This window comes from Pseudomonas sp. TUM25319, assembly GCF_056388475.1.
On record NZ_CM150751.1, the window covers coordinates 2748214 to 2771519 of the forward strand.

14 protein-coding genes and 2 pseudogenes are annotated in these 23306 nt (G+C 64.1%); 8 read left to right on the top strand and 8 right to left on the bottom strand.

Annotated features, from left to right (window positions below; genetic code table 11):
• Positions 1-284: 284 nt before the first annotated feature.
• The 3 genes from AC05QJ_RS13070 to AC05QJ_RS13080 form a co-directional block, all read right to left on the bottom strand.
• Entirely contained in the window at positions 285-2726 is a 2442-nt protein-coding gene (locus AC05QJ_RS13070; protein ID WP_476747251.1) for a TonB-dependent siderophore receptor, read from the bottom strand.
• Between the two features lie 114 nt (positions 2727-2840).
• Entirely contained in the window at positions 2841-3782 is a 942-nt protein-coding gene (locus AC05QJ_RS13075) for a FecR family protein (RefSeq protein WP_476747252.1), read from the bottom strand.
• 49 nt (positions 3783-3831) lie between these two features.
• Entirely contained in the window at positions 3832-4332 is a 501-nt protein-coding gene (locus AC05QJ_RS13080; RefSeq protein WP_476747253.1) for an RNA polymerase sigma factor, read from the bottom strand.
• Positions 4333-4558: 226 nt separating this feature from the next.
• Between AC05QJ_RS13080 and AC05QJ_RS13085 the strand changes: the two are divergent.
• Positions 4559-6678, top strand: a pseudogene (locus AC05QJ_RS13085) (TonB-dependent receptor family protein).
• A gap of 52 nt (positions 6679-6730) precedes the next feature.
• Here AC05QJ_RS13085 and AC05QJ_RS13090 read toward each other — a convergent pair.
• Together AC05QJ_RS13090 and AC05QJ_RS13095 are read right to left on the bottom strand one after the other, a co-directional pair.
• Positions 6731-9109, bottom strand: coding sequence for a TonB-dependent siderophore receptor (locus AC05QJ_RS13090; protein ID WP_476747254.1), 2379 nt, complete (start codon positions 9107-9109; stop codon positions 6731-6733).
• Positions 9110-9248: 139 nt separating this feature from the next.
• Positions 9249-10211, bottom strand: coding sequence for a FecR family protein (locus AC05QJ_RS13095; RefSeq protein WP_476747255.1), 963 nt, complete (start codon positions 10209-10211; stop codon positions 9249-9251).
• A gap of 153 nt (positions 10212-10364) precedes the next feature.
• Here AC05QJ_RS13095 and AC05QJ_RS13100 point away from each other — a divergent pair, with 153 nt between their 5' ends.
• The 4 genes from AC05QJ_RS13100 (at position 10365) to AC05QJ_RS13115 (ending at position 15039) form a co-directional block, all read left to right on the top strand.
• On the top strand, positions 10365-10883 hold the full coding sequence (locus AC05QJ_RS13100) for an RNA polymerase factor sigma-70 (protein ID WP_476747256.1): 519 nt from the start codon (positions 10365-10367) through the stop codon (positions 10881-10883).
• An 88-nt stretch (positions 10884-10971) separates the two neighbouring features.
• The gene (locus AC05QJ_RS13105) at positions 10972-11487 is read left to right on the top strand and encodes a sigma-70 family RNA polymerase sigma factor (protein WP_476747257.1); all 516 of its coding nucleotides are present in this window, start codon (positions 10972-10974) and stop codon (positions 11485-11487) included.
• Entirely contained in the window at positions 11484-12449 is a 966-nt protein-coding gene (locus tag AC05QJ_RS13110) for a FecR domain-containing protein (RefSeq protein WP_476747258.1), read from the top strand. Before AC05QJ_RS13105 ends, AC05QJ_RS13110 begins: the two co-directional genes overlap by 4 nt.
• Before the next feature lie 106 nt (positions 12450-12555).
• Entirely contained in the window at positions 12556-15039 is a 2484-nt protein-coding gene (locus tag AC05QJ_RS13115; RefSeq protein WP_476747259.1) for a TonB-dependent siderophore receptor, read from the top strand.
• A 58-nt stretch (positions 15040-15097) separates the two neighbouring features.
• On the opposite strand, the gene AC05QJ_RS13120 is transcribed toward AC05QJ_RS13115, so the two are convergent.
• Complete coding sequence (locus AC05QJ_RS13120; protein WP_476747260.1) at positions 15098-16063, bottom strand: endonuclease; 966 nt, start codon at positions 16061-16063, stop codon at positions 15098-15100.
• Positions 16064-16632: 569 nt separating this feature from the next.
• On the opposite strand from AC05QJ_RS13120, the gene AC05QJ_RS13125 reads away from it, so the two are divergent.
• The 3 genes and pseudogenes from AC05QJ_RS13125 (at position 16633) to AC05QJ_RS13135 (ending at position 20544) form a co-directional block, all read left to right on the top strand.
• Complete coding sequence (locus AC05QJ_RS13125) at positions 16633-19167, top strand: EAL domain-containing protein (protein ID WP_476747261.1); 2535 nt, start codon at positions 16633-16635, stop codon at positions 19165-19167.
• Positions 19168-19317: 150 nt separating this feature from the next.
• Positions 19318-19998: pseudogene (locus AC05QJ_RS13130) on the top strand (PAS domain-containing protein); the annotation flags it as partial.
• Positions 19999-20133: 135 nt separating this feature from the next.
• Entirely contained in the window at positions 20134-20544 is a 411-nt protein-coding gene (locus AC05QJ_RS13135; RefSeq protein WP_476747929.1) for a methyl-accepting chemotaxis protein, read from the top strand.
• Positions 20545-20705: 161 nt separating this feature from the next.
• Here the strand turns inward: AC05QJ_RS13135 and AC05QJ_RS13140 are convergent, their stop codons facing one another.
• Together AC05QJ_RS13140 and AC05QJ_RS13145 are read right to left on the bottom strand one after the other, a co-directional pair.
• Positions 20706-22439 (bottom strand): sensor histidine kinase, encoded by a 1734-nt coding sequence (locus AC05QJ_RS13140; RefSeq protein WP_476747262.1) that lies wholly within the window; start codon positions 22437-22439, stop codon positions 20706-20708.
• 74 nt (positions 22440-22513) lie between these two features.
• On the bottom strand, positions 22514-23203 hold the full coding sequence (locus tag AC05QJ_RS13145; protein WP_476747263.1) for a response regulator: 690 nt from the start codon (positions 23201-23203) through the stop codon (positions 22514-22516).
• Positions 23204-23306: the final 103 nt, after the last annotated feature.

Below are 23306 nucleotides of genomic sequence, written 5' to 3' on the forward strand. Positions count from 1 at the left end.
GCTAGGCTCTGTACGAAATGCATCCGAACTCGCCCATGCTGCGTTGAAAACAGGCTCGGAATGCTCATTTACAGCCAGTAAACTCCGCTTCCTCGCCTGTTTTCGCCTTGCCTGGCCTTCGCTCGAATACATTTCGTACAGAGCCTAGTATCGCCAACTCTGTATTGAAGTCACGGAAGACAACCATGCTGATCCGCCCAATGACCCCAGATGATCTGCCCTGCATCAGCGCCCTCTGTAACCCCGGCGATTGAATCGCCGGGGCCAAGGAACTGCTCGATCGTTCAGTAGGTGTATTTGACCGACAGCATCAGGTTGCGCGGATCACCGTAGACGTTGCTCGGCACGGTGACCGAGGAACTCAGGGAGTTGTAGTACTTCTTGTTGAATGCGTTGTTCAGGTTGAGGCGGGCGTCGAGGTGCTCGGTCGCCTTGAAGCCCAGCATGAAGTCCACCAGGGTGTAGCCATCCTGCTCGATCAGGTAGGTGGTGCCTTTGTTGTAGATGCGGTTCTGGTGGTAGAGGGAAGTGCCGACACGCCACTGGTCGAGTTCCCCCGGCAGGGTGTAGGTGGTGCTCATCTTGAACAGGTGGCGGGGAATGTCGGTGTCGAACAGGCGGCCTTCGTTGTCTTTCCTGGCGTCCTTGACGTATTTGGCTTCGGCGAAGGTGTAGCCGGCAGCCAGTTCCCAGCCTGGCGTCAGTTGGCCTTGCACTTCCAGTTCCACGCCCTTGCTGCGTACCTTGCCTGATGCCTCGTAGCACGACGTCGCTGGATAGGAGGGACACAGGCTCTGGTCGGTGATGGCCTTGGCGCGGTTCTCCTGGTCGATCTGGAAGATCGCGGCCGATGCATTCAGGGCGCCGTCGAAGTACTCGCCCTTGATGCCCAGTTCAAGGTTCTCTCCGGTGATCGGGGCGATGGTCTTGCCGGACGTATCCAGGCTGCTTTGCGGTTTGAAAATGTCCGTGTAGCTGACATAGACGCTGTGGTTGTCGTTCAGGTCGTAGATCAGGCCGGCATATTTCGTGGCATGACGGGTGACCTTCAGCTCGCTGTGGGTGCCTTTGTAAGGCGCGCTGGTATTGTTTTCGTACCAGTCCAGACGGCTGCCCAGAATCAGTTTCAACGGGTCGGCCAGGCTCAGGCGGGTGGTGGCGTAGACACTGTTGAGCTTGGCGTTGGTGTTCTGCCAGTCGTACTTGTCCTGGCTCTTCGGTTTGGGCGTGGCGCCCGAACCCCAGTTGTAGAGGTCGATGTTGCTTTTCAGCAAGATGTTGTAGGGCACGTCGCCGTCGAACACCACGCGCCGGTGGGCGGCGCCGACCACCAGTTCGTGATCGCGGTCCATCAGGCGGAACGGGCCACTGGCGTAGGCGTCGAAACTGTTCTGGGTTTCACGGTAATGTCCGGCACCGACGTATTGGTCATAGGTTTTCGTGGCGGTACGGCCGAGCAGGTAGGTGCCCAGCATGTCCAGGTCGGCCCAGGTCCGGGTGGCCGAGATGTTGAGCTTCCAACCGTTGTCGAGGAGGTGTTCCAGCGCGGCATAGGTCGAGGTGCTGGTCTTGTTCCAGTACTCCCAGTCATTGCTCAGCGAGGTGGAGCGCGACAAGTGCAGGTCGCTGCCGTCGAAGCCGACCGGCAGCCCGGTCCAGCCGTTGCCGTTGTTGTTGTCCTGCTGGCGCGACGCGCTCAGGGTCAGGGTGGTGCTGTCGTTGAGATCGGCTTCCATGATGCCGTAGAAGAGACTGCGCTCGTTATCCAGCGTATCGCGGTAGCTGTTGCCGGTCTGGTACGCCGTCACCATCCTGCCGCGAACGGCGCCGGTGTCGTCCAGCGGGCCAGACACATCGACCTCGGTGCGATAGCGATCCCAGCTACCCAGGCTGCCTTCGAGGCTGGCCTGGAATTCACGGGTCGGCCGCTTGCGGATCAGGTTGATCGCCGCCGAGGGGTTGCCGGCGCCTTGCATCAGGCCGGTGGCGCCGCGCACCACCTCGACCCGGTCGTACATGGCCATGTCAGCCGACAGCAGGTCCTGGGAAACCTGGGAGCTGTCCAGGCTGGTGGGCAGGCCGTCGTACATGATGTTGTCGAGGGAAAAACCACGGGCGTAGTACGAGGAACGCTCCGGACCGGTGCGGCGGATGGTCAGGCCGGGGGTGTTCTGCACCACTTCGTTGAGGTTGGCGAGGTCCTGGTCATCGAGGCGCTGGCGGGTGATGACCGTTACCGACTGCGGGGTCTCCCGCAACGAGAGCGGCAGTTTGGTCGCCGTCTGCATCGCGCCGGTGGTATAGGAGCCGGTGTGCTCGCTCGTCATGCCCAGGCCTTGCCCCTGGATGGTGGTTGCACCCAGCTGCACCGTCGTTTCGCTATCGCTGCGTTGCTGCAGGTAGGCGCGGTTGTCATCGGCCATGACGAACCCCAGGCCGGTGCCGACCAGCAATTGCTGCAGCGCGGCGCCGGCCGTGTGCTGGCCGGTCACGGCACTGCTGTTCTTGCCGCGGGTGAGTGCGCCGTCGGCGAACAGCGGGATGCCGCTGCTGGCCGACCATTGTGCAATCGCGCTCTCCAGCGGCTGGGCGGCAATGACGTAGGTACGGATTTGCGTCTGGCTGGTGCTGGCCGCCTGTGCCAGTGGCACGGCGGCGAATGTGAAGACGCCGCTCAAGGCGCTGACCAGTAGCAAGGGTTTGATAGAGGTTCTCGGGGTGGGCATTCGAAATTCCAGTCCGTCCTGATGGCAGTATTCGCAACTCATTCTCGTTTGCGATCAAGACTTATGACGGACCACCGACCAAACACAATGACGCGGCTTTTCAGTTTTTTTCAATCAGTGCTCGACGGGGCGGATCAGCGTCAGCCACGGGCCGACCCTGGTCACCCGAACCGGCAGGATGACCTGCAGGCTCTGCAAGACCGTATCGGTCTCCCGGGCTGGCACTGCTGCCGTCACCCGCAGATCAGCGAGGCGGCTGTCAGTCAGCAGCAGGTGCGCAGGTGAATAGGGCTGCAAACGTTGCAGCACCTGGGCCAGTGGCTCGTCGCGGAAGACCAGGCGTCGCTCGCGCCAGGCCAGTTGCTGGTCGGGATCGACACGGCGCAATGCGCTGAGGCCCTGTGCACCGTAGTGCAAGGCCTGGCCTTCCTCGGCTTCGGCCTGCTGCCCCGCATGGCTGATCCGCACACGGTGCTCTGTCACCGTCACGTTGGCGCCATTGTCCAGCACCTGCACATCAAACGCCGTGCCCAATGCCCGGACACTGCCACCGGCGGCTTCGACGATAAAAGGCCGGGCCGGGTTGGGCGCCACCTTGAACCAGGCTTCACCCTCGTACAGGCGCAGGCGCCGCTCACCGGCACTGAAGCTCACGTCCAGCGCGGTCTGCGGAGCCAGTTGCACGGTGGAACCGTCTTCCAGCGTCCAACTGCGCACCTGAGCCACTTCGGTGCGGTAGTCCGCCCAGCGGGCGGGCGAAAGGGCAAACACCGCGACGGCCAGCAGCACCGTCGCTGCACTGGCCAGGCTGATGAGCGTACGCCGGGGCAGGCGTCGACGCGCAGTGCCGACGGCGGCAACCTGGGCATGCCCGGCCACTCCGGCCATTCCCCACACCTGCTGGGCGCGCTGCCAGGCAGCCGGGTGGCTGGGGTCGGCGGCGAGCCAGTGGGCGAATGCCTCGTGTTCGGCCGGTGTCGTGCCCGGGTCCTGCAGGCGTACGCACCATTCCAGCGCCTGGTCCAGGGGAGTCTGAGGCTCGTGTGGGTTCATCATGCAAAGACAGGCAGCTGACAGTGAAAATGCGCGCAGTGTATCCGCCCTTTCATGACATTGCCTTCTCGATGCGCTGCATGGCCTTGACCATCTGCGAAACCACGGTGCTTTTGGAAATGCCCAGGCGCTCGGCGATCTGCTGATGGTCCAGGCCTTCGATACGGCACAGGATGAACACTTCACGACAGCGCGGCGGCAGCTCGGCGATCACCTGCATCACCTGTTGCAGCTCGCGGTTCAACTCGGCGTTGCGCGCAGGGTCCAGGCGGGCATCGGGTACGCATTCGACCATCGCCGGATCGGCCTGCACCTCGATGCCCAAGGCCTCACGACGGCGGATGTCCATGCCGAGGTTGCGGGCAATCCGGAAGATATAGGCGCGCGGATTGCCAATCCGCTCGCCCACCTTGCGGCTGGCCACGCGCAACCAGGTTTCCTGGGTCAGGTCGTCGGCGATGGTGGCACTGCCGAAGTGTCGCGCCAGATAGGCTTTCAACGCTTCGCGGTTGTCCAGGAATGACGATGTCAGAGGGTCGAGATCTTGCGGCATTCGCCAGGCATCCTGCGCAACGGCTGGGAGATGGGCGGCACGTTATCACTTGTTGGTAAATATTCTCAACTACGTGTATGACGTGTAGCCTGCTCGTCCATCCTGTAACCCACGGCTGCTCTGTGCAGAAAAGACGTGGCCCGGAGCGCCCGGGCTGCGTCCATTCCTCCCTGAGGTCTGCCGTTGCCGGCGGGCCGGCCCATGTCGTTTTCGCAGATTTTTTCCTATGTCCTCACCGTTCAGGAACCACAGCCACTTCACGGCGTACGGTTCACACCTTTCTTTCTGTGTTGTCTGCCTCGCTGCCTGCGCCCCGGTGGTTGCCGAAGAGCAGGCCGTCACCCTCGACCCGTTGGCGGTCACCGGCACCTATGTGCCGTCCTCCACCTTCGATGTACCGGCCTCGCTGGATATCGTCACCCATGAGCAGTTCAGTGACGGCCAGGCCGGCGTCAACCTGTCCGAAGCCTTGTCTCGCGTACCCGGCGTAGTGGTTCAGAACCGCCAGAACTACGCCCAGGATTTGCAGGTCTCGACCCGTGGCTACGGCGCCCGTGCCGCCTTCGGTATCCGTGGCATCAAGGTGCTCAGCGACGGCATCCCCGCCAGCACGCCAGACGGCCAGGGGCAGGCCGCCTCGCTCAACCTGGACGTGGCGGACCGTGTCGAAGTGTTGCGCGGCCCGGCCTCCGCGCTCTACGGCAGCAATGCCGGCGGGGTGATCCAGATGTTCAGCAAGGACGGCAGCGGCCCGGCCACGATCGGTGCGAGCACGCTGGCGGGCAGCGACGGTTTCCTCAAGAACCGCCTGTACAGCCAGGGCGGCAACGACCGGGCCGGTTTCGTTCTGGATGCCTCGCGCATGGACACCGACGGCTACCGCGACCACAGTTCGGCGCGCCGTGACCAGACCTTCGCCAAGGTGCACCTGCGGCCCGACGACGACAGCCGCCTGGCGCTGATCTTCAACACCCTGGAACAGAACGGTACCCAGGACCCGCTGGGCCAAACCTGGAGCGGCTACCAGCAGGATCGCCGCTCGGTGATTCCCCAGGCCGAGCAGTACGACACCCGCAAGAGCATCCACCACCAGCAGGTGGGCATGAACTACGAGCGCTACTTCGGCGACGCGACCCTGCAGTTCAACCTCTATGCCGGCCAGCGCAGCGTGATCCAGTACCTGTCGATTCCCAAGGGCACCACTCCTCAAGGAAACCCGGTCAACGAACGTGGCGGCGGCGTGGTGGACTTCGACCGGGCACCCTGCGCTGGATCCAGCCGATCAGCGCTGCGCCGGGCGCGCTGACCCTGACGGTCGGCGCCGACTACGACCAGAGCCGTGACGACCGCCGTGGCTACCAGAACTACCGCGGCAACACCCTCGGCGTGAAGGGCGAGTTGCGCCGCGACGAGATCGACACTGCCACCAGCCTCGATCCGTACATCCAGGCCCACTGGGAACTGGAGCGCTGGACCCTCGACGCCGGCCTGCGCCGCAGCAGCATGGAAATGGAGGTGGATGACCACTATCTGTCCAACGGCGACTCCAGCGGCTCGAAGAAATACCAGCGCACCACGCCGACCCTGTCGGTGATGTACGCCTTCACCCCGGACCTGCACGGTTATGTCAGCGCAGGCAAGGCCTTCGAAAGCCCGACCCAGGCCGAAATGGCTTACGCGTCGGGTGATATTGAGACCTTCAACTTTGGCCTGAAGCCAGCCACCAGCACCCAGTACGAGATCGGCCTCAAGGCCCGGCTCAGCGAGCAGAGTCGCCTGAACGTCGCGTTGTTCGAGATCCATACCGACGATGAAATCGTCGTCTCCGGCTCCAACTCCGGGCGCACCAGCTACGCCAACGGCGGCAAGACCCTGCGCCGTGGTCTGGAAGTCGGTCTGCAGAATCGCCTGGCGCAGGACTGGGACCTGAACCTGGCCTACACCCACCTCGACGCCACCTACCGCGACGACGTGACCGGCGGCAGCAGCCAGATCGAGAAAGGCAACCGCCTGCCGGGCGTGCCGCGAAACAGCCTGTTCGGCGAGCTGGTGTGGAAACCGGTGGCCGGGCTGAGTACCGCGCTGGAAGGCCAGTACCGCAGCCAGGTGTATGTCGAGGACAGCAACGACCAGAAGGCCGCGCCGGGCTACACGGTGTTCAACTGGCGGGCGCGGATGGAGCAGCAGCTCGACCGCTTCACCGTCTACGAGATGGTGCGACTGGATAACCTGCTGGACCGGCACTACGTGGGCTCGGTGATCGTCGGTGAGAGTAATTACCGCTACTACGAGGCGGCACCAGGACGGTCGTGGTATGCGGGGGCGGGGATGGAGTACCGCTTCTGATCGCGGTGCCTTTTCCGGATCGAGCGCCGCACGGGCGGCGCTCGATGGCTCGTCACCAGTTGTAGGTGACGCTGCCGTACAGGGTGCGCTGCTGGCCGTACTGGCAACCGACAGTGCTGAAGCAGCCGGCCACGTAGTCTTGGTCGAACAGGTTGACGGCATTGAGTGACACTTCCATGCCGTCGAGGGACGCATCGATTTTGCCCAGTTCGTAGGCCACCAGCGCATCGACCACCGTGTAACTATCGACCTTGAAGCTGTTGGCCGAGTCGCCGAAGGTGCTGCCGACATAGCGTGCCCCCGCGCCCAGGCGCAGACCTTCGAGTGGTCCACCCTGGACCTTGTAGTCGGCCCAGATCGACGCCATGTGCTCGGGCACACGGAACGGTGTGTTGCCTTCGATACCGGCATCCGATTTGGTGATCTCCACATCGTTCCAGGTGTAGCTGCCGATCAGGTTCAGGCCCTGGGTTATCTCGGTCTTGGCTTCCAGCTCGATGCCCCGCGAACGCACTTCGCCATCCTGGCGCGAGAAACCGCCGACGTTCTCAGTGGCATTGCGCTTGGTCAGGTCGAATACGGCGAGGGTGTACAGGCTGTTGGCGCCGGGCGGTTCGTATTTCAGGCCCACCTCGTATTGCTTGCCGACTTCGGGCTCCAGTTGCGAATCGAGGGCGGTCACGCCCATCACCGGCAGGAACGATTCGCTGTAGCTGGCATAAGGGGCCAGGCCGTTGTCGAACAGGTAGACGATACCGGCGCGGCCGCTGAATTTTTCATCCTTCTGGGTTTGTGGGGCGCGATCGTCCTTCTGGTTGCTGGCCCAGTCGTAGCGGCCACCGAGCAGCAATACCCATTTGCCAAGCTTCAACTGGTCCTGCAGGTACAGGCCGGTCTGCGACATCTTCTGCTCATGGCTGGCGGCGCTGAACGGAATCAGGGTCAGCGGCTGGCCATACACCGGGTTGAACGCATCGAAGCTCTGCAGGATGAAGTTCAGCGACTGGGCCTGGTCGAACTTGCCGTTGTTGTAGTCCACGCCCGTCAGCAACGTGTGCTCCACCGCACCGGTGGCGAAGTTGGCCTGTACCTGGTTGTCCATGGTGAACAGCCGACCGTCACCCTTGCGCTGGTCGTTGTAGCGTGAGTACTGGTCGCCCACCGGACCGAAGATCGCAATTTCCGAACTGGACTGACGGTAGTCGCTGTAGCGCACGTTCTGGCGCAGCGTCCAGACCTCATCGAGGTTGCGTTCGAAGATGTAGCCCAGCGAGGTCTTCTCGTTGGTCATGTAGTCGTAGGCACTATCGCCGACGTAGGTATCCCGATCGAGTCGGCCACGGGGATCACGAAACACAGTGCCCTGGGCGGGCAGCGGGTTGGCGAAGTTGCCGGTTTGCTTCTGGTATTCGGCCAGTACGGTCAGCTCGGTATCGGCGTCGGGGCGGAAGCTGATTGCCGGCGCCAGGTACTCGCGGCGGTTGGTGATATGGTCGGCCTGGGCATCGGCTTCGCGGAACAGGCCGGTCAGGCGATAGCTCCAGACGCCTTCGTCGTCCAGCGCATCGCCGAAGTCGAAGGCGCCTTGCCGATAGGCGTGGTTGCCCATTTGCAATTGCACTTCATGCAGCGGCTCGGTGGTCGGGCGCTTGCTCACCAGGTTGATCTGGCCGCCCGGGTCGGACGCCCCGTACAGCACCGAACTGGCGCCGCGCAGCACCTCGACCCGCTCCAGGCCGTAGGGCTCGGGAGCGTCCCAGCCGAGAAACTCCGGCAGGAAGGTGCGGGTGCCATCGCGCAGCATGCGCCCGGTGCCTTGCTGGAAACCGCGGATGGTCATCTGGTCGGTGACGAACTGCGGGCCGGCCAGTTCCGTGTTGATGCCCGGCGTATAGCGCAGGGCCTGGGCGACGGTCTTGGGCTGCTGGGCCTGGATCTGTTCGCGGGTCACCACGGACACCGAGTAGGGCGTCTCGATGATCGGCGTGTCGGTCTTGCTGCCGGCCGACGCGCGCTTGGCCACGTAGCCGTCGTCAGGGCTCACCGAACTGTAGGCCTGGCCGCCGATAGTGGTGGCGGGCAGGGCGACCGCTGCGCTGCCGTCGCTGCCCTGCAGGGTCACGTGGTTGCCCTCGATCTGGTAGGCGATGCCGGTCCCCTGCAGCATCTGGCGCAGCGCCTGTTCCGGCTCCATGTGCCCGGTCACTCCGTGGCTGCGCAGGCCTGACACCGTGTCCTGGCTGTAGATGATCTGCAGCCGGGTTTGATTGCCCAGGTCGGACAGCGCCGAGGCGAGCGCCTTGGCCGGAATGTCGACCGGCACGGGATCGGCCACGGCAGGCAAGGTGGTGACCAGGGCGAAGCCGAGGGCGGCGCAGGCGAGGCTGCGGCGCAGCCGGCAGGCCGGCGTGTTCAGGGGAAGGGCGCTCATGTTGCTCCTGATGATTCTTTCGTTGTTTTGGCAGGTTGTTTCCACCCCGGCAGGCAGGCGTGTCCGGGGGGCTTGCCTGATCGACGAATGAGCGCTGATTTTGTTCAGAGAAATATGTGCGGGGGCTGCGGGGCGCGGTTCAGCGGGCCGAGACGATGATCCCGTCGTCGCTGCGGCGCAGTTTCACCGGCAGGATCCGTGGCAGCGCCGCGACCAGTTGGCCGAGGTCCGCGGTGTCGTAGATGCCGCCGAAACGCAGCTCGCCGATGCCGCTGCCGTCCAGTTGCAGGGGCACGTCGAGGTAGCGGTTGATCTGCGGGATCGCGTCGCGCAGGGTGATGTCGTCCAGCATCAGCTTGCCGTTGCGCCAGGCCATGGCGCGGGCCGGGTCGACCCGTCGCAATTGCAGCATGCCGCCGCTGCGGGCCTCGGCCTGCATGCCGGCGGTGAGCTCGGTGCCCTGGTTGCGGCCTTCGTCGGCTTCGCTACGCGAGACCAGGACGCTGCCTTCGGTGACGGTGACCGTGGTTTGCGCGGGCGCGGTCCAGACGTTGAAGTGGGTGCCGGTCACCCGCACGCGAGCGTTTTCGGTGGCGATCACGAACGGCTTTTCGAGGTCGCGCTGGACGTCGAAGAAGGCTTCGCCATCACGCAGGTACACCTGGCGCTGCTGGCGGTAGCCCAGGTACAGCAAGCCGGTGTGGCGATTGAGTTCCACCTGGCTGTGGTCGGGCAGGCGCACCTGGTGCCGCGCCTCTGCGGCCATGAAATAACGCACGCTGCCGGGTAGCACGCCGCCGGCCCAGCCCGCGCTCCACGCGCCGCCCACGGCCAGTACCAGCACGGCCGCCCGCGCCAGCAGCGCCAGCGGACGGCGCCGTGACAAACGGCGTGGCGCTGTGGTGGCGGACGCTGGCAATTGCTCGCTCACCTGCCACACCCGGCACATCTTGGCGTACTCGCTGGCATGGGCCGGATCGGCGTGATACCAGCGCAGGAATTCGGCCCGATCCGCTTCCGAGCACTCCTCGAAATGCAGGCGCACGCACCAGTCGGCGGCCATCTCGCTCGGCGTTTTCTGAGGCAGGGAAGGGTTGGGCATCGGGATGGACACGGCAGAATTTGGGCAAGCTTACTCCATCCGCTTTTTGCTTGGCTGCTCCAATTCGCCATTGAGAGATTTGTTGCAAATAGTTCTTGATACTAATAAATTCCCGAGCCGTGCTGGCGGACTTCAAGTGCAATCAGGTGCCTCATGCAAAAACTCGGTGCAGCCCGTGGCGGTTCTCCCTTGCTCGAGGTCTTTTCTGCCCAGCGTGCCCGCCTGATCGGCCTCGCCGCCAGAATCATCGGTTGTCGCAGTCATGCCGAAGACATCGTCCACGATGCCTTCATGAAGGTCGAAAATGCGGCCCAGGGTGAAGAAATCCAGTCGCAGGCGTCCTACCTCAACCGCGTCGTGCGCAATCTGTCGATCGATCATTACCGCCGGCGCCAGTTCGAGGAGCAGTTGATCAACCAGGACGCCGACTGCGACGAGTCACCGGCGCTGGCGGGCGACTCCCCGGAAGCCCTGGTGTCGGACCAGCAGATCCTCGAACGTATCTCCGAAGCCCTGGCCGACCTGCCCGAACGCACTCGCGTTGCCTTCGAGATGAGCCGTATCCACGGCATGAAGCAGAACGAAATCGCCCGCGCCCTGGGCGTGTCGCCGGCGCTGGTCAGCGCGATGATCCGCGAGGCGCTGCTGCATTGCCGGGACAAGGCGATCTGATCGCGCTGAAGGTCGCTGTAACACCCCATTGCCAAATCCGAAGCAACAAGGTCAAATTGCAACTAATTCTCATTAGTGACGATTTCCCATGTCCGCCCACGATTTCGCCCTGCGTTCTGCCGTCCATGATCTCTACAGCAGCCACAGTTCCTGGCTTCGGGGCTGGCTGCGCAAGCGCCTGGACAGCCACAGCGATGCCGCCGATCTGGTCCAGGACACCTTCGTGCGGGTCATCAAGGCGCGCCAGGCCACCGAGATCCGCCAGCCACGCCAATACCTGAGCACCGTGGCCAAGGGCCTGGTGATCGACCTGTTCCGGCGCCGGGCGCTGGAGCACAGTTACCTCGAAGCCCTGGCCGCCTTGCCCGAAGACGCCTACCCGTCGCAGGAAACCCAGGCCATCGTGCTGGAGACCCTGATGGAGATCGACCGCATGCTCGACAGCCTTGGCGACAAGGTGCGGCAGACTTTCATCCTGTCCCAGTTCGAGGGCCTGAGTTATCCGAAGATCGCCGAGCGCCAGGGCATTTCCCTGCGCACGGTGAACAACCACATGGCCAAGGCCATCGAGCATTGCTGCCTGATCCGGATGGGCCTGCTGTGACGGTGCCGCGCCCCCTCGAACCCGCCGAGCGCGACGCACTGCGAAGTGCGGCGCAGTGGTATGCGCGGCTGTCTTCGGGGCTCGACACCGAGGCCGAGCGCCAGCGCTGGCAGCACTGGCACAACGCCGATCCACTGCATCGACAGGCCTGGCAGCAGGTCGAGGCGGTGCGGCAGATGGTCGAGGGCGTGCCGGGCACTGTCGCGGCCTCGGCCCTGCACAACGCCCGCCAGTCGCGGCGGCGGGTGTTGCAGCAACTGCTGGTGCTGGCGGGTGTCGGTGCGGTCGGCTGGAGTGGCTGGAACAGCGAGTGGCGTTCGGCGCTGATGGCCAGCCACCACACCGGCGTCGGCGAGCAGCGCAAGCTGGTGCTGGACGACGGCAGCCGGCTGCTGCTGGACAGCCAGTCGGCGCTGGACGTGGACTTCGACAACGACCGCCGCCTGCTGCGCCTGCTCAGTGCCCGGGTGCTGGTGGACACCGGTGTCGATGGCCTGGGCCGGCCCTTCCTGGTCGAGGCGCCGCAAGGCCGGGTGCTGGCGCTGGGCACCCGTTTCACCGTGCAGACCGACGCCCGTTTCTGCGAAGTGGCGGTGCTGGAGAAAGCGGTGGAGGTCCGTCCCGCCGGTGGCGACGACGTGCTGCGTCTGGAAGCCGGCCAGCAGGTCCGCTTCGACCGCGCCCGGCTCGGCACGCCGTGGGCCAGCGACGCGTCGGTGGCGTCCTGGCGCAACGGCAGCCTGATCGCCATCCAGCGGCCGCTGGGCGAACTGCTCGAAGAACTGTCCCGTTATCGTCGCGGCTGGTTGCGCTGCGCCCCGTCCATCGCCGGCCTGAAGATCTCCGGCGCCTTCCCCCTGGATGACACCGACCGTGCCCTGGCGGCGCTGGAAAGCGGCTTCGGCCTGCGCATCCTGCGGCGCACCGACTACTGGGTCAGCGTGTTGCCGGCCCAGGCCTGAACACCTGCGAAATAAATCGCATTGCACGTTGCACTGTTTGCCTGTTCCGTTCGGCCAATCCTCAGACAGTTGCCGTTTGAACGGTTTCATTTGGGGGAGGAACACCATGAAGTACCCGCACGCACGCCTGCTCAAGCCCGTGGCCGTAGCGATCCGCCTGAGCTTTTGCGCACTGGGCGTCGTCAGCCTGCCGAGCGTCGTCAGCGCCGCTGAAGTCGGTGCCACGCAGCAGTACCACATTCCGGCCGGCAGCCTGACCGCCGCGCTGAGCGCCTTCGCCTCGGCGTCCGGCAATGCCCTGTCGTTCGATACCGCACTGGTCCAGGGCCGCCAGTCTGCCGGACTGGACGGTCAGTACAGCGTCGCCCAGGGCTTTGCCGTGCTGTTGCAAGGCACCGGCCTGCAAGCGGTGCCGCAGAGCAACGGCAGCTACGCGCTGCGGCCTCTGGAGAACGCCCAGGGTTCGGTGGAGCTGGGCGCCACCACCATCTCCAGCCTGCGCCTGGACCCGACCACCGAAGGCAGCAACTCCTACACCGCCCACGGCGTCACCATCGGCAAGGGCGTGCACAGCCTGAAGGACACCCCGCAGTCGGTGACCGTCATGACCCGCAAGCTGATGGACGACCAGAACCTCAACACCCTCGAACAGGTGCTGGAAAAGACCCCGGGCATCACCGTCTACGACTCGCCCATGGGCGGCAAGTATTTCTTCTCCCGTGGCTTCAACATGGACGGTCAGTACCAGTACGACGGCGTGCCGCTGGACGTGGGCGGCAACTACGTGCAGGCCAACAGCTTCTCCAGCGACATGGCGTTCTATGACCGGGTCGAAGTGCTCAGGGGCGCGGCCGGCATGCTCAAGGGGTCCGGCAGCTCGGCCGGCGGCGTCAACTTCGTGCGCAAGCGCCCCCAAGACAAGGCCACCACCAACCTCAGCCTGTCGGCGGGCAGTTGGGACAACTACCGCGGGCAGATCGACGTCGGCGGCCCGCTGAACGAGTCCGGCACGGTGCGCGGCCGCGCCGTGGCGACCCTGCAGGACCGCAACTACTTCTACGACAACGCCAAGCGCCAGGACCAGGTGCTCTACGGCGCCCTCGACTGGGACATCACCCCCGACACCACCCTGGGCGGCGGCCTGGCCTACGAGGACGTCGATGCCACGCCGTGCTACCACGGCCTGCCGCGCTACGCCGACGGCAGCGACCTCAAGCTGTCCCGCTCCACTTGCCTGGGCGCCGGCTGGAACGATCTGCAGAGCCATCGCATCACCGGCTTCGCCGACCTCAAGCATCGCTTCAACGAAGACTGGTCGCTGAACTTCGCCTCGGTCTACACCCGCAACCAGCAAGATATCGAATACGGCTATTCCGAAGGTGCCGTGGCGGTGGGCGCCACGTCTGCGGCCATGGGGCGCTACGCCGGCCGCTTCGACTACGACCAGACCGACTACGGCTTCGATACCTACCTTGACGGCAAATTCGAGGCGTTCGGCCTCGAGCACGAGCTGATCGTCGGCGCCAACGCCAGCCGCCAGAAGACCCACGACTACTTCGCCCTGATGCGCCTGAGCGGCACACAGAACCCGTTCGACCCATCGTCGGACTTCCCGCATCCGTCGGCGGCGGATCACCTGGTCAGCCCGAGCCGTGGCGGCGCTGTGCCCACCGATTCCCTGACCCGCCAGTTCGGCACCTACGCCAACCTGCGCCTCAAACTGGCAGACCCGCTGACCCTGGTACTCGGTGCCCGCGTCAATTGGTACCGCAACAGCAGCGACTCCTATACCCAGGCGTACGACTACTGGGTAAACAACCGCAGCCAGGAAAACGGCCAGGTCACGCCGTTCGCCGCCGTGCTCTACGACCTGAACGACCAGTGGACCGCCTACGCCAGCTACGCCGACATCTTCCAGCCGCAGAGCAACAAGGTGAACGCCGATGGCCAGGCGCTGCAGCCCAAGACCGGCGCGAACTATGAACTGGGCATCAAGGGTGAGCTGTTCAACGGCGAGCTCAACACCGCCTTCAACCTGTTCCGCACGATCGAAGAGCACCGCGCCGAGACCGACTACGTCGAGACCTGCATGGGCTCCGGCGACCAGTATTGCTACACCGACAGCGGCAAGGTCCGCGCCCAGGGCTTCGAGGCCGAGGTCAGTGGCTCGCCCATCGAGCGCCTGCAGATCCTGGCCGGGTATACCTACACCCAGACCAAGTTCCTCAAGAGCATCAGCGACACCGACACCAACGACCTGACCTTCAGCTCAAGCTTCGTGCCACGCCACCTGCTGCGGGTCTGGGGCGACTACCAACTGGACGGCGCCCTCGAGCGCTGGACCGTGGGCGCAGGCGTCACCAGCCAGAGCGAAAACCACCGCGACACCCGCACCATCCGCGTCGAACAGCCGGGCTACACCTTGTGGAGCGGTCGTGTGCAGTACCGCATCGACCCGAACTGGACCGTCGCCCTCAACGGCAACAACCTGTTCGACAAGAAGTACTACACCACCATCGGCGCGCCGGCGTGGGGCAACTTCTACGGTGAGCCGCGCAACTTCATGGTGACCCTGCAGGGCTCGTTCTGAGTCCGGCTGTGCCTGTCATCTGGGAGCGAGGCTACTCGCTCCCAGATGACGCCGCGTCTCAGCGGCAGTTCCCCGCCTTGCGATAACCGGCGGCCCGGGCTTCGGCTTCGGAGCCGAAAGCTACCTGGTTCTTCGCCGCCACTTGCGAATAGCCCGGGCAGCCAGCCGCCAGGTGGTACACCTGACTGTTGCGGTTGCCCAGCACCGGGCCGGTGGCGGCTGCGCTGGCGAGGGTCGGTTTGGCCACCGGCTTCGGCGCGGGTTGCGCGGCCGTCGTGGCTGGGGCAGCGCCTGTAGGGGTGTAGCCTGCGGTCCAGCGGCGTTCGCCGGTCACGAAGGGGTTGGAATGACCCATGATCGCGGCGATGCGGCGGTCACGCTCCTTCTCCCACGAGGTCACGGGATACTGCTTGTCCCACGCCATCAGCAACTGCTGTTGTTGACGCGACATGCTCAGCTTGTAGCGATCGAACATATAGAAGGTGGTACGGGCCACCAGGCCTTTCACTTCATTGCGAGGCTCGGCGGCTTTCTGCTTGAAATCCACCTTGGTGGTGCATTGCCCGTATTGCGGGGCGACGCCGGAGACCATGCCGTAGTTGAAGTTGGCGCGGTCGCCGTTGACCTCGCCCACGGCCGGGTAGAGGTTGAACAGGTCGGCTTCCATGGCGCGGAACACCGGGTCCTTGTCCACGCACTGCTCGCGCCCGCCGTTCTGCCAGCACTGGCGCTGATGGCCGAAGGTCCAGGCCGGGACGATGTGTTCCCATTCGGTACGGTCGGCGCGGGTCTGCTGGGTGCGGGCCTGGAGACCGCAGGATTTGGCATCGATCCGGCCGCCGGACTTGCCGACCCAGTTCCACTTGCAGCCGCAGTACAGATCGCCCAGGGCGCTGTTGGCCTGGTCGAGGTAGATCTTCTGTTTGGCGATGACCTTGGCTTCGCTGAAGGTCGAGGGCGGGGCGCTGAAGGCAGAGGTGGCAACAGAGAGGGTGAGACCGACGATGTAAAGCAGTTTTTTCATGACGGGAGGGGCTTGGAAAAGGGGCCGCATTATAGGCCCCGAAGCCTCTGGCGTGGGGAATTGGAAGCGGATGCTGTGGGAAATTGTCGGGCATGGGGCTGAGCCAGGGACCTGTGGGAGCCGGCTTGCCAGCGATGAGGCCGGCAGGAGCGATGGGGTGTTAGGTCGGTTGCAATCGTTGCATGGGTAGCGACACATCCTGGATCTTGTGCAGTTCTAACGGGTATAAGAAAAACATTCATTTTTCTGACGGATGATAATTACGGTTATTTGACGCTTTTTACTGCGCCTAGCCTGTTTCTTATTAAGCGTTATTGATGCGGATCATGAAACTTAATGTTCTGGCGTAATTGATTATTGATTTTCGCTATCTTTTCCTGGTCGCCCCACAACCTTTCCGATCGAACTGATTCGGTGATAGCTATAGGCCATGCATCGGCGTAGGCTATTGGCCGCGCCTGCGGGCGCTCCCACTTGGCAAGGCCGCACATGCGGCAAGTCCGATGAATTTTCATTCATTGGACCGTTATGCCTTTGCATCTCCAAACATGCTCTTTCGGATCGAGTTGATGCCCATTACCCAGAACCTTTCTGACATCTTCGTGCAAACACTGGAACAGGCCATCGACAGTGTCGTGGTGATCGACACCGAGAATCGGGTGGTGTTGTTCAATAGTGCGGCGGAGCAGTTGTGGGGTTTTTCAAAGGACGAAGTGCTGGGACGCAATGTCAGCATGCTGGTACCGGAAAACATTCGCAGCAAACATGACGGTTATATCGAGTCGAACCGCCGCACCGGAGTCAACAAGATCGTCGGCACCACCCGTGAGGTGCCGATCCACAAGAAGGACGGCACCCAGCGTTGGGGCGCGATGTCGATTTCCCGGGTGGTCAGCGACGGTCAGATCCTGTTCACCGCCTTCGTCAAGGACGTGACCGAGCAGCGCCGCGAGCGCAAGCGCACCAAGCTGCTGTCGCTGGTGGCCGACCAGACCGACAACGCCATTTTCATCACCAACGGCGCTGGCAAGCTGGTGTACACCAACAAGGGCTTCGAGAAGATCTTCGGCTACGAGCTCGCCGAGGTGGAAGGGCGACGGCCGGCCAGCCTGCTGGTGCCGCATGTGACCCGCGAGCGCATGGCCGAGGTGCATTACGGGCTGACCCGCGGGCAGTCGCTGCGGCTGGAGGAGCTGTTGCAGGTCAAGGGCGGCGAGCGGATCTGGTGCAACGTCGCGATCAACCCGGTATTCGGCAGTAACGGTGAGCTGGCCCACAGCGTCACGGTGCTGACGGACATCACCGCATCGAAGATCCACGAGGTGCTGCAGCACTGCATCCTCGACGCCCTGGCGCGGGAGGTGCCACTGGAATCGGTGATGGAGTTGCTGTGCCGCGAGGTGGAGCGGATGTCGCCGGAGATCCGCGCGGCGGTGATTCAGGTCGATGACGACGGCATCATGCACCCGCTGGCGGCTCCGGGCTTTTCCGAGCGCTATGGGCAACTGCTCGAAGGCATGCCGATCGCTGACTGCATCGGCTCCTCCAGCCTTGCCGCGAGCCGGGGCGAGGCGGTGTATGTCCGCGACATCGCCACCGACCCGCACTGGGCCCTGGTGCGCGACGAATTCCTGCCCCTGGGCATCCAGAGCAGTTGGTCGATCCCGATCAAGAGCGCCAAGGGCCCGGCGATCGGCGTGCTGGCGTTCTATTACAACGACCAGCGCACGCCGTCGGTGCTGCACCAGCAGATGATCGATGTGATCATCCCGCTGTGCGCCCTGGCCATGGAACGCGAATCCAACCGCGAGAGCATCCGCCAACTGGCGTTCTACGACAGCCTCACCCATCTGCCCAACCGCAGCCTGCTGCATGCCAAGGCCGATCAGGCGCTGATCGAGGCGCGGCGCGACAAGACCTCGCTGGCGGTGCTGTTCATCGACCTCGACCGCTTCAAGCAGATCAACGATTCCCTCGGCCATCCGGCGGGAGACGAACTGCTCAAGCTGGTGGCCCAGCGCCTGAAAACCAGTGTTGGCGGGGCCGATATCATCGGTCGGCTGTCGGGCGACGAGTTCGTCGTGGTCCTGCCCGAGCGCGACAGCGAGCGGGTCACCGAGACCATCGAAGAGATCAGCCGCGCCATTTCCCAGCCGTGCCAGATCGGCGGCTCGGGCTTCTCGCCGTCGGCCAGCATCGGCGTCAGCCTGTATCCGCGGGACGGCCACGACATGGGCACCTTGATCCACCGCGCCGACATGGCCATGTACCAGGCCAAGCACTCGGGCCGGGGGCGTTTCAGCTTCTTCAGCCACGAACTCAACCAGCTCGCCCAGGAGCGCCAGGCGCTGGAAATCGCCCTGCGCGAAGCCATCGAGCAGGGCGGTCTGTCGCTGGCCTACCAGCCGCAGGTCAATATCGAGGACGGCCAGGTGTACGGCGTCGAAGCCCTGGCCCGCTGGACGCATCCGACCTTTGGTGTGGTGTCGCCGGCGCGCTTCATCCCGCTGGCGGAGGAATGCGGCCTGATTGTCGAACTGGGACACTGGGCGGTGCGCGAAGCCTGCCGGCAACTGGCGGACTGGCGCAGCAAGGGGCTGGATATCCCGTCGGTGTCGGTCAACCTGTCGCCGAGCAATTTCCACAACCTCGACCTGCCCGGCATGATCGGCAACGTGCTCGATCAACACGGGCTGACGGCCAGCGACCTGACCATCGAACTGACTGAAAACCTGTTGCTCGACACCAACCCCGGGACCATGAAAGTCCTGCACGACCTCAATGCCCAGGGTGTCAAGCTGGCGATGGACGACTTTGGTACGGGGTATTCGAGCCTAAGTTATTTGCGCAAGCTGCCGATTCAGGAGTTGAAGCTGGACCGCAGTTTCGTCCTTGATCTGGAGGCGGACGAAACCAGCCGGGCCCTCAGTGACGCCGTAATGCGCATTGGCGACAGCCTGCGCCTGAAGGTCGTTGCCGAAGGGGTCGAGGAACAGGGACAGTTCAGGATCCTCAAGGACCAGGGTTATCACGTTGCCCAGGGTTATCTGCTGTCCAGGCCACTTGCACCGCAAGACCTGGAAGCCTGGATGTCAAAGTACTGACGCCTTGAAGGCGCAGGTTGCCTATCACTCTCGTAATTCTGGAGGAGGTCTCCAATGTTCCCAGCATACCGGCGGCTCAAGCAGGAACTCGCCGAAGCGCGTGACCGGCTGTCCTCGCTCGAACAGGTCAAGCAAAGCCTGGACAGCGAAATGCTCGTGCTCAAGCTCAGTTCCCAGGGTGAAATCACCCACGCCAACGACAACTTCCTGCAGGAAATGCAGTACGGCGTTGGCGCCGTGGTGGGCAAGGCACTGTTCGGCCTGGTGCCCGATTACGCCCAGAGCACCAACCACTTCAAGTTGATGAAGCGGGCGGTGCAGGGCGGCGAGCACTGGGCGGGCGCTCTGCAATTGCGCCGTGGCAACGGCAACGAGGCGTGGCTGCGGGCGATCGTGCAGCCGATCCGCGACGCCAAAGGCCAGGTGACCTACGTGTCGCTGTACGCCAACGACCTGACACGCACCATCGAAACCTCGCGGGAGAAGGAAAACCTCATCGAGGCGCTGCAGCGTTCCACGGCCGTGATCGAGTTCGACCTGCAGGGCAATGTGTTGAGCGCCAACGATCGTTTCCTCGGTGCCATGGGGTATTCGGCCCAGGAGATCAAGGGCAAGCATCACCGCATGTTCTGCGATGCCGCCGAACAGTCCTCGGCCGACTACGAGCGCTTCTGGGAAAAACTGCGCCGCGGCGAATTCATCGCCGACCGCTTCAAGCGCATCGACAGCCAGGGCCGGGTGGTCTGGCTGGAGGCGACTTACAACCCGATCTCCGACGCCCATGGCCGGCTGTACAAGATCGTCAAGTTCGCCACGGTCATCACCGACCAGGTCAATCGCGAGATTGCCGTGTCGAAGGCGGCGGAAATTGCCTTTACCACGTCTCGCAGCACCGACGACAGCGCCCGGCGCGGCAGCGTGGTAATCCAGGAAACCGTCGACGTCATCCAGGGCCTGGCGGTGCAGATGACCGCTGCCGTGGAGGGCATCGCGGCGCTGGACAAGCAGTCGCAGATCGTCGGCAGCATCGTCAAGAGCATCGGCGGCATCGCCGACCAGACCAACCTCCTGGCCCTCAACGCGGCCATCGAAGCGGCCCGGGCGGGCGAGCAGGGGCGCGGGTTCGCGGTGGTGGCCGATGAAGTCCGGCAACTGGCGTCGCGTACCACCAAGGCCACCGAGGAAATCGTCGATGTGGTGACGCGCAACCAGAAGCTCGCCGAGGAAGCGGTGCGGATCATCGAGCAGGGCAAGCAGAGCGCCGAGCAGGGGCTGGAACTGTCGGCCCAGGCTGGGCACGTCATCGTCGAGATCCAGGACGGCGCGCAGAAGGTGGTGAATGCGGTGGGGCAGTTTGCCAATCAGTTGTCGGGGTGAGACGAGCAGTCCGCCCTTGTGGGAGCGGCTTCAGCCGCGATCGGCGGCGCAGCCGTCGTAGAGCCTGAGTCCGCGATTTCTCTGGAATACCGGGAATACAGGTTTTATGGCCGCTGCGCGGCCAATCGCGGCTGAAGCCGCTCCCACCTGGGTTTGCTTGGCTATAGGGTGATCGGGGCGCCGTGAATCGTTGCCACCAGCAGCGTTTCACCCGCTCGCGACTCGATCCGCAATTGGCCGCCCATGCGCTCGATGCGCATGCGCATGCTGCTCATGCCGACCCCCGTGCCTGCGGCGAGGATACTATCGACGTCGAAGCCGCGGCCGTTGTCTCGTATCCACAGGCCAAGGCCGTGTTCCCCCGCTGAACCTGCGCCCACCTCCAGGCGGGTCGCGCCGGCATGCTTGAGCACGTTGGTCAGGGCTTCTTCGAGAAAGCGGGTGAGGGCCAGCAGTTGCGGCGGGGTGAACTGGCCCGGCCACTGCTCTGGCAGGTGCCACTGCGAGTCGATGCCCAAGTCATCGAACAGATCGATGAAACGCCGTCGCAACGGCGCCAGCCACTCCTGCGGGGAGTGCCAGACCGGCACGGCGGAGGAGCCGTCGATAACATCACGCAGGTCGCTGCGCAGGGTCTTGAGCACGGAGAGGAACTGCCGGTCATTCAGACCTTCGCCGTGCTCCATGCGGGTGATCGAGCGCATCAGCGAACTGCCCAGGCTGTCATGCAGGTCGTGGGTCAACCGCAGCCGTTCGTTGAGGCGGATGTTGTCGGCCTCCAGTTGATGCTCGCGCTTCAGCGTCTGGGTCAGCTCGGCGCGGGTGCTGTCCACGGTGGCCTGCAGTTCGTCGTTGAAACGCTCGATGCGTTGCAGGCTGCTGGAGAAGCGCGTTGCCAGCACCAGGAACATCAGGAGTGACATGAGCGGCGCCGACAACAGGGCGTAGACCCCCTGGATGCCCAGCACGCCGGTGAGGGTCAGGAATTCGAAGAGGCACAGGCCGATGCTGCCCAGCCCCAGCAGGACCAGGTAGGTCTGGCGTACCCGCAGGCCGCGCCACAGCAGTTGAAGGCAGACCACGAACAGCAGCAGCCGCAGCGAGAACGCCGACAGCCATTGCAGTGTCGACAGCCGGGCATCGGGCACCAGCGCGATCGCTACGCACAGCATCAGGGCGGCAACCCAGAGCAGCCGCTCGAAGCGCTTGAAGGCCATGCCGCCGAACGACCAGATGAACATGCAGAACGCCGGGGTATACAGCGCGAAGGCTGCCAGGCTCAGGCGGTCCCAGATTTCGCCGTGGCTGAATGGCCAGGACGAAGTCACCAGCATGTTGAGGATGCCGGCCGACCACAACAGCGACGCCAGGGCGAACCAGCCGAAGGTGTGCTCCTGGCGGCGGAACAGCCAGAACGTCAGGAACAGCACGCCCATGACCAGGGAAATCAGCAGGCTGACCTCGATCAGTTCGCGCTGGATCAGGAGCTGCCGGCGGTATTCGGGCCAGACCTGCTCGGGGCTGCCCAGATGCACCGTGCCCAGGCCCGGCGCCGCATGTTCCGAGCCCACCAGACGAATCCACAGGGTCTGCCGGTCCTGTTCCCCGGACAACGGCAACAGCCAGTAACGCGGCAGGTTCCAGCTTCGGGACAAGGGTTCGGCCAGGCTTTCGTCACGCCAGAGCAGGCGCTCGTCGAGCCATACCTCGGCGGCCATGGCCATGCGATCGATGTTCAAGGCCAGCGGTTCGTCCGGGCAGTCGGTCTGCCATTCCAGGCGGTACCACACCGGGCCCTGGAAACCGGGCCAGTGGCGTTGCCACAGGTCGGGCAGGCTGACCGGCTGCCAGCCGTCGACCGGGCGCACGGCGGCGTCCCGCTCGGGGGCGACCATGGCGCGCAGCAGCGACGTCTGGCAGCTCGCCTGTGCCAGGCTCGAAAGCCACGGCAGCAGGACGAACAGCAGGGTCAGGACAACAAGCCGCGCTGCCGGGCTTCGTTCACCGCACGGGTACGCGAGGACACGGCCAGCTTGCGGTAGATCCGTTTGATATGGCATTCGACGGTATAGCGGGAAATGGTCAACTGTTCGGCGATTTCCCGGTTGCTCAAACCGCGGGAAACCCATTCGAGAATCTCGCTCTCGCGGGCGCTGAGGGCTTCGGTTTCGCTCGACTCGGCGGATTTGTGCAGCGCTGCGGTCGGCAGCAGGGTGAGGATGCGTCGGGCGATGAACGGGTCGATTGGCGCACCGCCGCGCAGCACGCTGCGAATCGACAGGCTGACTTCCAGATCGTCACGCTCCTTGAGCAGGTAGCCCGTGGCGCCGGCCCGAAGCGCGCCGAGGATGGCTTCTTCGGTGCTCCAGGCCGAGATCACCAGGATCCACAGCGCCGGGTCCTGCGCGCGCAATTCGCTGATCAGCTCGATGCCATTGCCATCGGGCAGGCCGAGATCGACCAGGGCCATGGCCACCGGGTGATGGCTGACATGCGCGCGAGCCTCGGCGAGGTTCACCGCGAAGTTCACCGCCTCGCCGGCATAGCCGATTTCGCCCAGTATCCGCGACAGCCGCTGGCGCATCAGCGGATCGTCCTCGACGACCAGCACCGGCGCTGGCAGCAGAGCATCGTCGGGAGGAAGGCTGGTAATTGACATCAGCGAAGGGCACTCCGTGGCCGTGAATGAAGGGTGGCTAGTGTGTCACGCCATAGTGGCACCCGACCATCACCAGAATCAGGTATGGGCAAGGGCGAAATTA

Excerpts from the sequence above, each read along its gene's own strand:
- AC05QJ_RS13120 (WP_476747260.1), bottom strand. The coding sequence starts at position 16,063 with ATGAAAAAACTGCTTTACATCGTCGGTCTCACCCTCTCTGTTGCCACC.
- AC05QJ_RS13115 (WP_476747259.1), top strand. The coding sequence starts at position 12,556 with ATGAAGTACCCGCACGCACGCCTGCTCAAGCCCGTGGCCGTAGCGATC.
- AC05QJ_RS13075 (WP_476747252.1), bottom strand. The coding sequence starts at position 3,782 with ATGATGAACCCACACGAGCCTCAGACTCCCCTGGACCAGGCGCTGGAA.
- AC05QJ_RS13070 (WP_476747251.1), bottom strand. The coding sequence starts at position 2,726 with ATGCCCACCCCGAGAACCTCTATCAAACCCTTGCTACTGGTCAGCGCC.
- AC05QJ_RS13090 (WP_476747254.1), bottom strand. The coding sequence starts at position 9,109 with ATGAGCGCCCTTCCCCTGAACACGCCGGCCTGCCGGCTGCGCCGCAGC.
- AC05QJ_RS13125 (WP_476747261.1), top strand. The coding sequence starts at position 16,633 with ATGCCCATTACCCAGAACCTTTCTGACATCTTCGTGCAAACACTGGAA.
- AC05QJ_RS13100 (WP_476747256.1), top strand. The coding sequence starts at position 10,365 with ATGCAAAAACTCGGTGCAGCCCGTGGCGGTTCTCCCTTGCTCGAGGTC.
- AC05QJ_RS13095 (WP_476747255.1), bottom strand. The coding sequence starts at position 10,211 with ATGCCCAACCCTTCCCTGCCTCAGAAAACGCCGAGCGAGATGGCCGCC.
- AC05QJ_RS13140 (WP_476747262.1), bottom strand. The coding sequence starts at position 22,439 with ATGGTCGCCCCCGAGCGGGACGCCGCCGTGCGCCCGGTCGACGGCTGG.
- AC05QJ_RS13145 (WP_476747263.1), bottom strand. The coding sequence starts at position 23,203 with ATGTCAATTACCAGCCTTCCTCCCGACGATGCTCTGCTGCCAGCGCCG.
- AC05QJ_RS13080 (WP_476747253.1), bottom strand. The coding sequence starts at position 4,332 with ATGCCGCAAGATCTCGACCCTCTGACATCGTCATTCCTGGACAACCGC.
- AC05QJ_RS13105 (WP_476747257.1), top strand. The coding sequence starts at position 10,972 with ATGTCCGCCCACGATTTCGCCCTGCGTTCTGCCGTCCATGATCTCTAC.
- AC05QJ_RS13135 (WP_476747929.1), top strand. The coding sequence starts at position 20,134 with ATGACCGCTGCCGTGGAGGGCATCGCGGCGCTGGACAAGCAGTCGCAG.